Genomic DNA, 14,262 nt, shown 5'->3' with positions numbered 1-14,262 from the left:
TCGGAGGTGCAATCTTGACCAGCGTGCCTCAAATGGTGCTAAACCCGCTTGGCATCAAGGCATTCGGCGTCTAGTTAGCGGTTTGAATGGTAAAAGAAGGTCTTGTGATGGAAATCGAAGCACGTCTTGAGGATGTCAGGCAGCGCATTGGCGATGTCGCGGAAAAATCCGGCCGCAAGCCTGCCGACGTAGCCCTCGTTGCTGTCTCGAAGACATTTGATGCGGAAGCGATCCAGTCCGTCATCGATGCAGGCCAACGCATATTTGGTGAAAACCGCGTGCAGGAAGCACAGGCCAAGTGGCCGGAGCTGAAAGAGAAGGCGCCGGGCATAGAATTGCATCTGATCGGCCCGCTGCAATCCAACAAAGCGGCGGATGCCGTTGCGCTGTTCGATGTGGTGCAGAGTGTCGACCGGGAGAAGATCGCCCGCGCGCTTGCCGAAGAATGCACGAAACAGGACCGCAACCTGCGTTTTTACATCCAGGTCAATACCGGCCTTGAGCCACAGAAGGCGGGCATCGATCCGCGGGAAACTGTCGCCTTCGTCAAGCTTTGCCGGGAGGAACTGAAACTTCCAGTGGAGGGCCTGATGTGCATTCCGCCGGCGGAGGAAAATCCCGGTCCGCATTTTGCGCTTCTGGCGAAGCTTGCGAAGGAATGTGGCCTTGAAAAGCTTTCCATGGGCATGTCTGGCGATTTCGAAACCGCCGTCGAATTTGGCGCGACCAGCGTGCGCGTCGGCTCGGCAATCTTTGGCGCGCGATAGGGCGGAAAATAAAAAACCCGGCGCTGAGGCCGGGTTCTCAATCTTCAGACGGGTTGAGATCAGTATTGATCGTCTTCGTCTTCATCCTTCTGCGTGGACTTCAGCGAAGAGAGCTTCTTGAAGACTGCATCGGCGTCGATCTGCTCGTCTTCCTCACGCTGGAAGTTGTAGTCCAGGCCTTCCGTTGCCGATGCCGGCTGCAGCGTGTTGTCGAGTTCTTCCGCAGTCGGCAGCGGACGGCCGCGCGAGGCGCGTTCGACTTCGAGGTCGAGGTCGATCTGGCTGCAGAGGCCGAGCGTTACCGGGTCCATCGGCGTCAGGTTGGCCGAGTTCCAATGGGTGCGGTCGCGAATCTGTTCAATCGTCGACTTGGTGGTGCCGACGAGACGCGAAATCTGCGCGTCCTTCAATTCCGGATGGTTGCGAACGAGCCAGAGAATGGCATTCGGACGGTCCTGACGCTTGGAAACCGGGGTGTAACGCGGGCCACGGCGCTTGGATTCTGGAACGCGGACTTTCGGCTCGGAAAGCTTGAGCTTGTGGTTGGGATTGGCTTCGGCGCGGGCGATCTCGTCGCGGGAAAGCTGTCCGGTCGCGATCGGGTCGAGGCCCTTGATACCCTGCGCGGCTTCACCGTCGGCAATGGCCTTGACTTCGAGCGGATGCAGTTTGCAGAACGTGGCGATCTGATCGAACGACAGCGCGGTGTTGTCAACCAGCCATACAGCCGTTGCCTTTGGCATGAGCAATTGTTGAGCCATAGATACAGTCCTTCTGTCCGTCCGCGCCGGTGTCGCGGGCGTGGTATCAACCACTGATTTCCGGGATATTGGCGCTCTATAACCGGATTGCATCATAATTGCAATTCTTTGCGAAACAAATGACCTTTGTCTAATTGCCGTGCGCATTTGACCTGCTATGAATTCAACACATGCCTGAGGTGGGAGTCTCGGGCCGCGTCAAAAGCCATACCCGGTTCCAGGAGGAGTTAATGTCTGCCAAAATCTATCCGGTGCTCAAGTCGGCGAAAGCCCGCACGCTCATCGACAATGAGCGTTACCAGAAATGGTACCAGGAGAGCGTCGAGAATCCTGAAAAATTCTGGGACAAGCACGGCCGGCGTATCGACTGGTTCAAGCCTTATACCAAGGTCAAGAACACGTCCTTCAAGGGCCGGGTGCCGATCAAGTGGTTCGAGGACGGCCTGACGAACGTTTCGTATAACTGTATCGACCGGCATCTGAAGACGCATGGCGAGCGTACCGCGATCATCTGGGAAGGCGACAACCCCTATATCGACAAGAAGATCACCTATAACCAGCTCTATGATTATGTCTGCCGTCTGGCCAATGTGCTGAAGAAGCACGGCGTCAAGAAGGGCGACCGCGTCACCATTTACATGCCGATGATTCCCGAGGCGGCCTATGCCATGCTCGCCTGTGCCCGCATCGGTGCCGTGCATTCCGTCGTTTTTGGCGGCTTCTCGCCGGAGGCGCTGGCCGGCCGCATCGTCGACTGCGAATCAACCTTCGTCATCACCTGCGATGAAGGCGTGCGCGGCGGCAAACCGATCCCGCTCAAGGAAAACACGGACAAGGCGATCGATATCGCCGCCAAGCAATACGTCATCGTCAACAAGGTTCTCGTCGTGCGCCGCACCGGCGGCAAGACCGGCTGGGCGCCCGGCCGTGACGTCTGGTATCATCAGGAAATCGCCACGGTGAAGCCGGATTGCCCGCCGGTGAAGATGCGCGCGGAAGATCCGCTGTTCATCCTCTATACTTCAGGCTCCACCGGCAAGCCGAAAGGCGTGCTGCACACCACGGGCGGCTACCTCGTCTATACGTCGATGACGCATGAATATGTCTTCGACTACAAGGATGGCGAGGTCTTCTGGTGCACCGCCGATGTCGGCTGGGTCACCGGCCATTCCTATATCGTCTACGGGCCGCTCGCGAATTGCGCGACGACGCTGATGTTCGAAGGTGTGCCCAACTTCCCGGATCAGGGCCGTTTCTGGGAAGTCATCGACAAACACAAGGTCAATATCTTCTATACCGCGCCGACGGCGCTCCGATCGCTGATGGGATCGGGTGACCAGTTCGTCACGCGTTCATCTCGCGACAGCCTGCGGCTTCTCGGCACGGTTGGCGAGCCGATCAATCCGGAAGCCTGGGAGTGGTATTACCATGTGGTCGGCGAGGACAAGAGCCCGATCGTCGACACCTGGTGGCAGACGGAAACCGGCGGCATCCTCATCTCGCCGTTGCCCGGTGCAACCGATCTGAAACCGGGTTCGGCAACGAGGCCGTTCTTCGGCGTGCAGCCGCAGCTTGTCGATGCGGAGGGCAATGTGCTGGAAGGCCCCGCTGACGGCAATCTCTGCATCATCGACAGCTGGCCGGGCCAGTCGCGCTCCGTCTATGGCGATCACCAGCGCTTCGTCGATACATACTTCTCCACCTACAAGGGCAAGTACTTCACCGGCGATGGCTGCCGTCGCGACGAGGATGGTTATTACTGGATCACCGGCCGCGTCGATGACGTGTTGAACGTTTCCGGCCACCGTCTTGGCACGGCCGAGGTGGAATCGGCGCTGGTGTCGCATCATCTCGTTTCGGAAGCGGCCGTGGTCGGTTACCCGCATGCCATCAAGGGGCAGGGCATCTATTGTTATGTCACGCTGATGGCGGGCCAGAATGGCGATTATGCGCTGCGTGAGGAGCTGGTAAAGCACGTGCGTAACGAGATCGGGCCGGTCGCGACACCGGACAAGATTCAGTTCGCACCGGGCCTGCCCAAGACCCGCTCCGGCAAGATCATGCGGCGTATCCTGCGCAAGATCGCCGAGGATGACTTTGGCGCGTTGGGGGATACATCGACGCTCGCCGATCCGGCGGTGGTCGAAGATCTCATCGCCAACCGGCAGAACCGCACGGCATCCTGATTGCCTGAGAAGGCTGCTCCGGCAGCTTTTTTCCGGCCTGAATTTTCCGCAAACAAAAACACCCGGAGGCGGAAACCTCCGGGTGTTTTTCATTTCAACCAGATGGGCTTACTGGCCGCGGATCTTCTTCAGGTCCGCAAGAGCGGCATCAACGACGTCGGCGCCGATTTCAGCCTTGTGCTTTTCGTAAACGACCATCGACTTTTCGCGAATGCGGGTCTGCTCTTCTGCAGACAGCGTGTTCACTTCAAGGCCGGCAGCCTTGATCTTCTCCAGCGACTTCTGGTTCAGTTCACGGATGACCTTGCGCTCTTCATCGCGGCCGACGACTGCGCATTCACGCAGCGCTGCCTGCTCTTCGGGCGTGTAGCTGTCGAAGATCGGCTTGGAGAAGAGGAAGAGGAACGGCGTATAAGCGTGGTTCGTCTCGGTGATGTACTTCTGCACCTCGTAGAACTTCGAGGTGTCGATCGTCACATAGGGGTTTTCCTGTGCGTCGATCGCGTTGGTTTCCAGCGCCGAGAAGACTTCGCCGAAGGCCATCGGCGTCGCATTGGCGCCGAGGTTCTGGAAGGTGTCGAGGAAGATGTTGTTCTGCATCACGCGGACCTTAAGGCCCGAGAAATCTTCCCACTTGTTCACGGCATGCTTGGAGTTGGAGAGGTTGCGGAAACCGTTTTCCCAGTAAGCCAGGTTCACGAGGCCCTGTTCTTCCAGCTTCTTGTTCATCATGTCGCCAAAGGCGCCGTCCATGACGGCATCGGCTTCCTTGGCATTGGCGAAGAGGAACGGCAGGTCGAAGACGCCAAGCGACGGGATGAGGCCGACGAGCGGCGAAGAGGACGTTACGACGGCTTCCTGAACGCCGGAGCGGAGTGCCTGGGTTGCCTGAAGGTCACCGCCGAGAGCGCCGCCCCAGAATGCCGTCAGCTTCAGCTTGCCGCCCGACTTGTCGTCCAGGCAGGCCTGCATGGCCTTGATGCCGTTGCCGACCGGGTGGTCCTGGTTGATGCCGTTCGAAACGCGGATATTGCGGCTGTTGAATTCGGCCATTGCCGGCGCTGCTGCGCCAACGGCGAAAGCGATGGCCGTGGTGGTCAGAAGAAGCTTTCTCATAATATCCTCCCTTGGATTGTGTTCGAGAAACGGATGCGGATTAACGAAGGTACTGCAACGGAACCATGACGATGTCCGGGAAAATCACGAGCAGCGCCAGTACGATGGTCTCGGCAACGAGGAACGGCCAGACGCCGATCGTAACCTTGCCGAGTGGAATGCGGCCGACGCCGCTGACGACGTTCAGCACGACGCCAACCGGAGGGGTAATCAGGCCGATGGCGTTGTTGATGATGAAGAGAACACCGAAATAGACTGGATCGATGCCCGCCTGCTTGATGATGGGCATCAGAACAGGCGTCAGGATCAGGATGGTCGGCGTCAGGTCGAGCGCGGTGCCGACGATGAAGACCAGCACCATGATGACAACCATCAGCAGCATCGGACGATCGATCAGCGGCTCGATGTAGCTTGCGACTTCGTTCGGAATGTTCGCTGCGGTGATGAGCCATGCGGAGACGAGTGCTGCGCAGACGAGGAACATGATGATCGAGGTGCTCTTGGCGGCGCGCAGAAGCACGTGGAAAAGATCCGCCGGCTTCAGTTCGCGATAGATCACCATGCCGACGAAAAGCGCGTAAGCGGCGGCGACGACGGCGGCTTCCGTCGGCGTCATGATGCCGGCCTTGATACCGCCCAGAATAATGACGGGCATGCCCAACGCCCAGCCGGCGCGTGCGGTGGCGACGAGACGTTCCTTGGCGGTGGTTTTCGGCAGCGGCTTGATATTGTCCTTACGCACCACGATCAGCCAGGCAACGATCAGCGAAATACCCATCAGAATACCGGGAACGATACCTGCGAGGAACAGCTGGGTGATCGAGACGTTGGCGGCGACACCGAAAACGATGAAGGCCATGGACGGCGGAATGACAGGGGCGATGATGCCGCCTGCGGCGATGAGGCCGCCGGAGCGCGGAATGTTGTAGCCGGCCTTGGCCATCATCGGGATGAGGATGGCAGCGAGAGCCGCGGTATCGGCCGCGGCCGAACCGGAGATGCTGGCCATGATGATGGCTGCGACGATGGCCACGATGCCGAGACCGCCGCGGATATGGCCAACGCAGGCAATGGCGAAATCGATGATGCGGCGGGAAAGGCCGCCCGAATTCATCAGTTCGCCGGCCAGAATGAAGAAGGGGATGGCGAGCAGCGTGAAGGTGTCTGCGCCGGAGATCATGTTCTGGGCGATGATCGCGGTGTTGAACATGCCCATGTACCACATGAGCACGACGCCGCAGAACATCAGCGAGAAAGCGACGGGAACGCCAATCGCCATGGCTCCCAGAAGAGAGCCGATAAAAACGAGAAGTGTCATGGTATCAGCGCTCCGAAAGCTGTTCGATCGTCAGGTTCTCGCCCGCGAACTGGGCGATTTCGTCTTCCGTAACGCGGCCCGTCAAAAGACGGTACAGGCGTTCCAACGCGATGATGAACATCAGGCCGCCCGTGAACATGCCGACGCCATAGACCCAGATCATCGAAAGCTTGGTGACCGGTGCATGCATGCTGGCATTGATGCCGGACTGCTTCCAGGTTCCCCAGAAGAAGATGGCGGAACAGGCCAGAATGATGATGTTTGACGCGATCATGCAGACGATGCGGGCACGGCGCGACAGGAACATCACCAGCGTTTCGATGCCCATGTGGCTGTTCTCGCGGAAGGTCAGCACGGCACCGATGAAGGTCAGCCACACGAAGAAATAGCGTGACAGTTCTTCCGAGACGTTGATGCCGGAATTCATCGTGTAACGCATGACGACGTTGACGAAGACCATGATCGACATGCCGGCGAGCAGCAGGACGAGAATGATTTCGAGAATCCGGTAAAAGAGATTGATGGTCTTTTGCATTTTCCCCTCCCGAAGAAATATCTAGAGCAGCCCTCGTTTCGCCAGGTTGCGCATCAGGGCCGCGGTGCCGAATGTCCATTCCGGGCATTCGTCGGTCGTCGTGACCCAGTTGATCAGCTTGCCGAGCTTGGGCGTGGAGATTTCGACACGGTCACCCTTTGAATGGGTGAAACCGAGACCTGGACCATGGCGGTCCTTCACCGGCGCGAACATCGTGCCAAGGAAAAAGACTGCGCCGTCAGGATATTGATGGTTGCGGTTCAAAAGCTGCGAAGCGAGGTTTTCCGGCGTGCGGCTGATCGCCTCCATGGGGCTGACGCCCGTCATGGTGAAACCGTCTTCGCCCTCGACCAGAAGCGAGATCTGCGACTTCTTCACATCTTCAATGGTGAAGTTGCCGTCGAACAGGCGGATGAAGGGACCGATCGCGCAGGATGCGTTGTTGTCCTTCGCCTTGCTGAGCAGCAGGGCGGAACGGCCTTCGAAATCGCGCAGGTTGACGTCGTTGCCGAGCGTTGCGCCGATGATGCGACCGTCGGAGGTGATGGCCAGAACCACCTCCGGCTCCGGGTTGTTCCATTGCGATTTCGGGTGAACGCCGATCAAAGCGCCGCAGCCGACCGAGGCCATGGCCTGCGCCTTGGAGAATATTTCCGCATCCGGACCGATGCCAACTTCCAGATATTGCGACCAGAGGCCCATTTCCTGAAGCAGTTTCTTGACCTCGGCGGCCTTTTCCGAACCGGCCTCGAGACCCTTGAGATTGTCGCCGAGAACCGGTGCCAGCCGTCCGCGGATTTCCTGCGCGCGCAGCGGGTCGCCCTTGGCCTGCTCCTCGATCACGCGTTCCAGCATGCTGTCGGCAAAGGTGACGCCAGCGGCCTTTACGGCCTGAATGTCGTTGGGAGCAAGAAGCTCACCGGCGGAGCCGTCCAGAAACGCGTCAAGCGCGCCGAGCGCGACGAAAGTGCTGGTGTCGGCAAGCCGCTCCAACAGATCGGCCTTTTCCAGAAGTTCGGACATGGTGGGAGAAAGCGAGGTGAGGTCATAAAGCACACCACCCTTGAGCAGGACGGGGCAGGGGCCGCTTTCGCTTTTCGACCAGACGCGGCCGACGAGCAGCGCGTTTTCGAAATCGTCAGGCAAAATTGCGGTAGCGTCGATGGACCTTGTACCGGTCATGTATTCCTCCCCTTCAGCATCTGACAGGCCGCCTCCTGCGGTCTTATTGTCTGGATGTCTGACAACCTAATCTTATTCTTCTTAGTATGACTTTTCGGACGAGTCTAGCGGTCTCGCGGACAAAATTATCGCCTTTTGTTTCTGGATTACCGGAAAGCTGTGAAACCTGTCCTATAGCTTTGCGGTTCAGCCCTTATTCTATCTTCAGAAGATATCCAGTTCGAGATTGACCCGGCTTGCCGCGCCGATCAGGTGCTTGCGCATGGCGTTCTTGGCGGCGGCCGCATCCGCCTTCTCGATGGCCTCATAGATCGCCACATGTTCGGCGATCGTCACCTCGAGAATTTCACCAAAAACCGCGCGGGAGAAAGCGATGTTGATGGCGGAGCTGATGCGTTCCGCGATGAAGCCGAGGAACATCAGGAAATATTCATTTCCGGTCGCCTCCGCCAGAATGCGGTGAAAGTCGAGATCGGCCGCAACGCCTTCCGTCGACCAGTCGTCGGCGGTCTTCATTTTTTCCAGTGCCGTTGCCAGCCGTGCCAGTTGCTGCGGGCTGCGATGCAGCGCCGCAAGCCCTGCCGCCTCGATTTCCAACGGCATGCGAAGCTGGAAGAGGTCGCGGAAATTTTCCGGGTCGTTCAGGCGGGAGCGCTCGATACGGATGGAAATTCTCTGACGGGGATCGGTGACGAAAGCGCCCACGCCCTGGCGGGTTTCAACGAAACCTTCGTTGCGCAATTGCGCGATCGCCTCGCGAATGACCGAGCGGCTGACGCCGAAGGTTTTCGCAAGGACATGTTCCGTTGGCAGCCTGTCGCCCGGCCCGAGTTTCGAATCATTGATCTCGCGGGCGATCTCCGCGGCGATACGGCCGGGCAGATGGTCGTTGCGATGTATCTGATTGAACTCCAGCGTCATGATTGCTCCCGTTCCACAGAAACGATTGGTTCGTTTTTCCCGCAGCAGGCGACTTCCTCCTTCGCCGTCAGCGGGGTTTTCAAAGGCGGCATTTTCAGCCGCCTTTGCCATTTCTCGATTAGCTATCCGGTTGCAGGCTTATCTGGCAACCGGGATTCATCCGCAAATCGGGGTCGAACGCGTTTTTCAATCCCGTGATCATCCGACGTTGCACATCAGATAGCCGGCTTTCGAAATCGGAGCGTTTCAGGCGACCGATGCCGTGTTCGGCGCTGATGCTGCCGACATAACGATCGAGGACCTCGTTCACGAGTGTCTTGGACTTGTAGATGAAGGCCTCCCGCTCTTCCGGCGTGGCGCCATTCGGCGGCAGCACGTTGAGGTGGACATTGCCGTCTCCGACATGGCCGTAAGAAACCGCGAGGCACTCGGGCAGCTTTTCCGCCAGTTCCGCTTCCGCTTCAGCCACGAAAGCCGCGAGTTTGGAGAGCGGTACCGAGATATCGGTGCGCATATGACTGCCGCGCAGCGCCTGGCCTTCGTTCATGCCTTCACGGAACAGCCAGAGCGACTGTGCCTGTGCGCGGGAGGAGGCGATGACGCCATCCAGCACGAGCCCGTCTTCCATTACGCCTTCAAGGAAACGTCCCATCAGATCGGCGGTGTCCACCAGACCCGAGCCGGAAATCTCCATCAGCACATAGGCGGGATAATCAGCGGCGATCGGCATCTTCAGATCGGGAATAGCCTCGATCGCCAGCGTGAAGGCGACGGGCGGCATGAATTCGAATGCGGACATGAGATCACAGCATTCGCGGCGGGCGCGGCGGTAAAGTTTGATGGCGTCATCAAGCGAATTGAGGCCAAGCAGTGCCGTCTCGACATGTTCGGGGTTGGGGTAAAGCTTGACCGCAACGGCGGTGATGATGCCGAGCGTTCCTTCCGCGCCGATGAAGAGCTGTTTCAGGTCGATGCCGCGATTGTCCTTGCGCAGCGTCGAGAGGCCGTTCCAGATGGTGCCATCCGGCAGCACCACTTCGAGGCCCAGCACCAGTTCGCGGGTCATGCCGTAACGCAGGACGTTGATGCCGCCGGCATTGGTGGAGACGTTGCCGCCGATGCGGCAGCTGCCCTGCGCGCCGAGCGATAGCGGGAAGAACATGCCCTTGTCCTGAACCGCATCCTTGAATTCCGAGAGGATGCAGCCGGCCTCGACCACGGCCGAAAAATCGTCGCCATCTATGGTGCGGATGGCGTTCATGCGCTCGAGGCTCAGCACGACCTGATGTTTTGGCGCATCGGGAATGCCGCCGAGCACAAGACCGGTATTGCCGCCCTGGGGGATGATGGCGAGGCCGAGTTCGGCGCAGGCTTGCACCGTGTCGGAAACTTCCTTCGTCGAACGGGGGCGGATGACGGCCACGGCCGAGCTGGTGACGTCGCCATGCCAGTCACGGCAATAGCGCAGCATGTCTTCCTGCGACGTCAGCAGCAAGGCTTCGCCCAGCCTGTTCTTCAGCGAGAACCGCAATTCCTCGATATTGTGTTCGCTCAATTCCACCCTCTCCGTCCAATCCGCCCTAAAATATCCGGGCAGGGGTCTTTAGCCCTTGCTTTTACCGGTTTGTGAAAAATACTATTTTCAATCGGATCATATAAGGTTATCAGACAACCTTACAAGCTAATTTATCGGTCACCAGGCCGATGGTGATTTTCGGTCCCGGGAGAACGGCCGGGACATAGAGGAGGAAGACATGCATATCGCAATCATCGGCGCCGCAGGCATGGTTGGCCGCAAGCTGACACAGCGTCTCGTCAAGGATGGATCGCTCGGCGGCAAGCCGGTCGAGAAATTCACGCTCATCGACGTGTTCCAGCCCGAAGCGCCCGCCGGTTTTTCGGGTGTGGTCGATGCGCGGGCGGCTGATCTGTCCGCGCCGGGCGAAGCCGAAAAGCTGGTCGAAGCCCGTCCCGATGTCATCTTCCACCTCGCGGCCATCGTCTCCGGCGAAGCCGAACTCGATTTCGACAAGGGTTATCGCATCAATCTCGACGGCACGCGTTATCTCTTCGACGCCATCCGCATTGCCAACGGCAAGGATGGCTACAAGCCGCGCGTGGTGTTCACCTCGTCGATCGCCGTTTTCGGTGCGCCGCTTCCCTATCCGATCCCGGATGAATTCCACACCACGCCGCTGACCAGCTACGGCACGCAGAAGGCGATCTGCGAATTGCTGCTCTCCGACTACAGCCGCCGCGGTTTCTTTGACGGTATCGGCATCCGCCTTCCCACCATCTGCATTCGCCCCGGCAAGCCGAACGCGGCTGCCTCCGGCTTCTTTTCCAATATCCTGCGTGAGCCGCTGGTCGGCCAGGAAGCGGTTCTGCCGGTGCCGGAGAGCATTCGCCACTGGCACGCCTCGCCGCGTTCCGCCGTCGGTTTCCTCATCCATGGTGCGACGATCGACGTCGAAAAGGTCGGCCCGCGCCGCAACCTTTCGATGCCGGGCCTCAGCGCCACCGTTGGCGAACAGATCGAGGCGCTGCGCAAGGTTGCCGGTGAAAAGGCCGTTGCCCTCATCCGCCGCGAGCCGAACGAGATGATCATGCGCATGTGTGAAGGCTGGGCGCCCGGTTTCGAAGCCAAGCGCGCCCGGGAGCTGGGCTTCACGGCCGAGAGCTCGTTTGAAGAAATCATTCAGGTTCATATCGAGGACGAGCTGGGAGGTTCGCTGAAATGACTGTTGGCGGGGAGGAGAAGAAGCGGTCTGTCGCCTTTATCGGCACGGGCCTGATGGGCGGGCCGATGGCCCGGCGTCTGCTGGGTGCCGGTTTTTCAGTCACGGTCTGGAACCGTAGCGTCGATAAGGCGCAGGCGCTGGTTGCCGATGGTGCCGTTCTGGCGGCATCTCCGGCGGAGGCCGCCAGGGGTGCCGATATCGTCATTACCATGCTGAGCGACGGCAATGCCGTGGGCGAGGTACTGTTCGAGGCGGGCGTGGCCGAAGTGCTGGCCAAGGGTGCCGTCGTCATCGATAGCAGCTCGATTGCGCCGCCGATCGCGCGTGACCATTCCTCCCGGCTTCAGACGCTTGGCATTCATCACGTTGATGCCCCGGTTTCCGGTGGCGTACCCGGTGCAACGGCCGGCACGCTCGCCATCATGGCAGGCGGGGACGAGGCATTGATCGCCGGACTTGCAGATGTCTTCGCGCCTATGGGCCGGCTTACCTATGTCGGTCCTTCGGGTGCGGGCCAGCTCTGCAAGCTCGCCAACCAGCAGATAGTCGCGATTACCATCGGCGCGGTCGCCGAGGCGATGATGTTGGTGGAAGCGGGCGGAGCTTCGCGCGAAGGCTTCCGCAATGCCATACGCGGTGGTTTCGCCGAAAGCCGGATTCTGGAACTGCATGGCGAGCGTATGGTGAAGCGCAATTTCGTGCCGGGCGGTCCGTCCAAGTTCCAGCTGAAGGATCTGAACGGCGTATTGGCCACGGCGAAGGATCTCGCTCTAAACCTGCCGCTCACCCAGCAGGTCACGCGGGAATTCGATGATTTCGTTGGCGATGGCGGGGCCGATATCGACCATAGCGGCATTCTGCTTTACCTCGAAAAACTCAACAACCGGGAACAGGGCTGAAGCGATCTCATGAGCGACGACAAGACCCCCATGCGCCGCCTGCGGTCCCAGGACTGGTTCGACAACCCCGATCATCTCGACATGACGGCGCTCTATCTTGAGCGCTTCATGAATTACGGCGTGACACCGGAAGAGTTGCGCTCCGGCAAGCCTGTCATCGGCATTGCGCAGAGCGGCAGCGATCTCACGCCTTGCAACCGGGTCCATGTGGAGCTGGTCAAGCGGGTGCGCGACGGCATCCGCGATGCGGGTGGCATCCCGATCGAGTTTCCGACGCATCCGATGTTCGAAAACTGCAAGCGCCCGACGGCGGCGCTTGATCGCAATCTGGCCTATCTCAGCCTTGTGGAAGTGCTCTACGGCTACCCGCTCGACGGTGTCGTTCTGACAACGGGCTGCGACAAGACCACTCCTTCGGCGCTGATGGCGGCGAGCACGGTTGATATTCCCGCGATCGTGCTCTCCGGTGGGCCGATGCTCGATGGGTATCATGACGGCGATCTGGTCGGTTCCGGCACCGTCATCTGGCGCATGCGCCGCAAATATGGCGCCGGCGAAATCACCCGCGAGGAGTTTTTGCAGGCGGCGCTGGAATCGGCTCCGTCGGTCGGCCATTGCAACACCATGGGCACGGCCTCCACCATGAATGCCATGGCGGAAGCGCTCGGCATGTCGCTCACCGGCTGTGGAGCTATCCCGGCCGCTTACCGTGAGCGCGGCCAGATGGCCTATCGCACTGGCCGCCGCGCCGTCGAACTGGTCATCGAGAATATCAAGCCTTCCGACATCATGACACGTGAAGCGTTCCTGAATGCGATCCGCGTCAACTCGGCGATCGGCGGTTCCACCAACGCGCAGCCGCATCTGGCGGCGATGGCGAAACATGCGGGCGTAGAGCTTCACGAAGAGGACTGGCAGGTCCACGGCTATGACATTCCGCTGCTGGCCAACGTCCAGCCGGCCGGCAAATGGCTGGGTGAAAAATATCACCGCGCCGGCGGCACGCCCGCCATCATGTGGGAGCTTCTGAAGGCCGGCAAGCTCGACGGAAGCTGTCCGACCGTAACCGGCAAGACCATGTCGGAAAATCTGGAAGGACGGGAATCGACCGACCGCGACGTGATCCTGCCTTATGATCAGCCGCTCAAGGAACGCGCTGGTTTCCTCGTCCTCAAGGGCAATCTCTTCGATTTTGCCATCATGAAGACGAGCGTGATCTCGGCGGAATTCCGCCAGCGTTATCTGAGCGAGCCGGGCCGCGAAGGCATCTTCGAAGGCAAGTGCGTCGTATTTGACGGTTCGGAGGATTATCACGCCCGCATCAACGATCCCTCACTTGATATTGACGAGCGCACCATTCTCGTCATTCGCGGCGCGGGGCCGCTAGGATGGCCGGGTTCGGCCGAGGTCGTCAACATGCAGCCGCCGGATGCGCTTCTGAAAAAGGGCATTACCAGCCTGCCGACCATCGGCGATGGCCGCCAATCAGGAACGGCGGACAGCCCGTCGATCCTCAATGCTTCGCCCGAAAGTGCGGCGGGTGGCGGGCTGGCATGGCTGCGCACCGGCGATGTGATCCGCATTGACTTCAACAAGGGCGAATGCAACGCGCTGGTGCCGGATGCAGAGCTTTCCGCCCGCAAGGCCGATGGCATTCCCGCCGTGCCGGCGGACGCGACGCCCTGGCAGCGCATCTATCGTCAATCGGTAACCCAGCTTTCGGATGGTGCGGTGCTGGAAGGCGCTGCGGATTTCCGCAGGATTGCCGAAAAAATGCCGCGGCACAATCACTGACAAAATCCCCGGCCAAGACCGGGGATTTTTCTTTTGGGGGCG

The 14,262-nt window shown here is 59.7% G+C and carries 12 protein-coding genes; 5 read left to right on the top strand and 7 right to left on the bottom strand.

The features are described from left to right. Nucleotides 1-107: 107 nt before the first annotated feature. Nucleotides 108-767: a YggS family pyridoxal phosphate-dependent enzyme gene (locus QD336_RS10375; protein WP_499170546.1), complete on the top strand. Its 660-nt coding sequence runs from the start codon at nt 108-110 to the stop codon at nt 765-767. A 59-nt stretch (nt 768-826) separates the two neighbouring features. Here QD336_RS10375 and QD336_RS10370 read toward each other — a convergent pair whose 3' ends face one another. Further along, nucleotides 827-1,528, bottom strand: a complete 702-nt coding sequence (locus tag QD336_RS10370) for a DUF1013 domain-containing protein (RefSeq protein ID WP_269347223.1) — start codon at nt 1,526-1,528, stop codon at nt 827-829. Nucleotides 1,529-1,758: 230 nt separating this feature from the next. On the opposite strand from QD336_RS10370, the gene acs reads away from it, so the two are divergent. Further along, nucleotides 1,759-3,714: an acetate--CoA ligase gene (gene acs / locus QD336_RS10365; protein ID WP_499170544.1), complete on the top strand. Its 1,956-nt coding sequence runs from the start codon at nt 1,759-1,761 to the stop codon at nt 3,712-3,714. 108 nt (nt 3,715-3,822) lie between these two features. Here acs and QD336_RS10360 read toward each other — a convergent pair whose 3' ends face one another. From QD336_RS10360 to QD336_RS10335, 6 genes are all read right to left on the bottom strand, one after another. Next, a complete protein-coding gene (locus QD336_RS10360) occupies nt 3,823-4,830 on the bottom strand; it encodes a TRAP transporter substrate-binding protein (RefSeq protein WP_269347227.1) in 1,008 nt (335 codons plus the stop codon). Between the two features lie 40 nt (nt 4,831-4,870). Further along, nucleotides 4,871-6,148 (bottom strand): TRAP transporter large permease, encoded by a 1,278-nt coding sequence (locus tag QD336_RS10355; protein ID WP_269347228.1) that lies wholly within the window; start codon nt 6,146-6,148, stop codon nt 4,871-4,873. 4 nt (nt 6,149-6,152) lie between these two features. Continuing rightward, on the bottom strand, nt 6,153-6,683 hold the full coding sequence (locus tag QD336_RS10350; protein ID WP_080815535.1) for a TRAP transporter small permease: 531 nt from the start codon (nt 6,681-6,683) through the stop codon (nt 6,153-6,155). Between the two features lie 21 nt (nt 6,684-6,704). Then, entirely contained in the window at nt 6,705-7,865 is a 1,161-nt protein-coding gene (locus QD336_RS10345) for a fumarylacetoacetate hydrolase family protein (protein ID WP_499170542.1), read from the bottom strand. Between the two features lie 204 nt (nt 7,866-8,069). Next, nucleotides 8,070-8,786, bottom strand: coding sequence for a FadR/GntR family transcriptional regulator (locus QD336_RS10340; RefSeq protein WP_269347230.1), 717 nt, complete (start codon nt 8,784-8,786; stop codon nt 8,070-8,072). Between the two features lie 118 nt (nt 8,787-8,904). Next, a complete protein-coding gene (locus QD336_RS10335) occupies nt 8,905-10,347 on the bottom strand; it encodes an FAD-binding oxidoreductase (protein ID WP_499170541.1) in 1,443 nt (480 codons plus the stop codon). 193 nt (nt 10,348-10,540) lie between these two features. Between QD336_RS10335 and denD the strand changes: the two genes are divergently transcribed. From denD to QD336_RS10320, 3 genes are read left to right on the top strand one after another with little or no spacing between them, the layout of a single operon-like run. Next, on the top strand, nt 10,541-11,527 hold the full coding sequence (denD, locus tag QD336_RS10330; protein WP_269347232.1) for a D-erythronate dehydrogenase: 987 nt from the start codon (nt 10,541-10,543) through the stop codon (nt 11,525-11,527). Further along, nucleotides 11,524-12,426 carry an NAD(P)-dependent oxidoreductase gene (locus QD336_RS10325; RefSeq protein WP_499170539.1) on the top strand — a complete coding sequence of 301 codons (903 nt, stop codon included), beginning with the start codon at nt 11,524-11,526 and terminating at the stop codon, nt 12,424-12,426. Before denD ends, QD336_RS10325 begins: the two co-directional genes overlap by 4 nt. A 9-nt stretch (nt 12,427-12,435) precedes the next feature. After that, nucleotides 12,436-14,220 carry an IlvD/Edd family dehydratase gene (locus QD336_RS10320; protein ID WP_499170538.1) on the top strand — a complete coding sequence of 595 codons (1,785 nt, stop codon included), beginning with the start codon at nt 12,436-12,438 and terminating at the stop codon, nt 14,218-14,220. Nucleotides 14,221-14,262 lie beyond the last annotated feature (42 nt).

Origin of the sequence: Rhizobium sp. BR 250 (assembly GCF_047445855.1) — a bacterium.
Lineage (GTDB): Bacteria > Pseudomonadota > Alphaproteobacteria > Rhizobiales > Rhizobiaceae > Agrobacterium > Agrobacterium tumefaciens_I.
Note: the sequence above shows the minus strand (reverse complement) of the source record. Positions and strands in the feature narration are given on the sequence as shown.

Coding starts and splice junctions, on each gene's coding strand:
- QD336_RS10375 (WP_499170546.1), top strand. CDS start 108: ATGGAAATCGAAGCACGTCTTGAGGATGTCAGGCAGCGCATTGGCGAT.
- QD336_RS10370 (WP_269347223.1), bottom strand. CDS start 1,528: ATGGCTCAACAATTGCTCATGCCAAAGGCAACGGCTGTATGGCTGGTT.
- acs (WP_499170544.1), top strand. CDS start 1,759: ATGTCTGCCAAAATCTATCCGGTGCTCAAGTCGGCGAAAGCCCGCACG.
- QD336_RS10360 (WP_269347227.1), bottom strand. CDS start 4,830: ATGAGAAAGCTTCTTCTGACCACCACGGCCATCGCTTTCGCCGTTGGC.
- QD336_RS10355 (WP_269347228.1), bottom strand. CDS start 6,148: ATGACACTTCTCGTTTTTATCGGCTCTCTTCTGGGAGCCATGGCGATT.
- QD336_RS10350 (WP_080815535.1), bottom strand. CDS start 6,683: ATGCAAAAGACCATCAATCTCTTTTACCGGATTCTCGAAATCATTCTC.
- QD336_RS10345 (WP_499170542.1), bottom strand. CDS start 7,865: ATGACCGGTACAAGGTCCATCGACGCTACCGCAATTTTGCCTGACGAT.
- QD336_RS10340 (WP_269347230.1), bottom strand. CDS start 8,786: ATGACGCTGGAGTTCAATCAGATACATCGCAACGACCATCTGCCCGGC.
- denD (WP_269347232.1), top strand. CDS start 10,541: ATGCATATCGCAATCATCGGCGCCGCAGGCATGGTTGGCCGCAAGCTG.
- QD336_RS10325 (WP_499170539.1), top strand. CDS start 11,524: ATGACTGTTGGCGGGGAGGAGAAGAAGCGGTCTGTCGCCTTTATCGGC.
- QD336_RS10320 (WP_499170538.1), top strand. CDS start 12,436: ATGAGCGACGACAAGACCCCCATGCGCCGCCTGCGGTCCCAGGACTGG.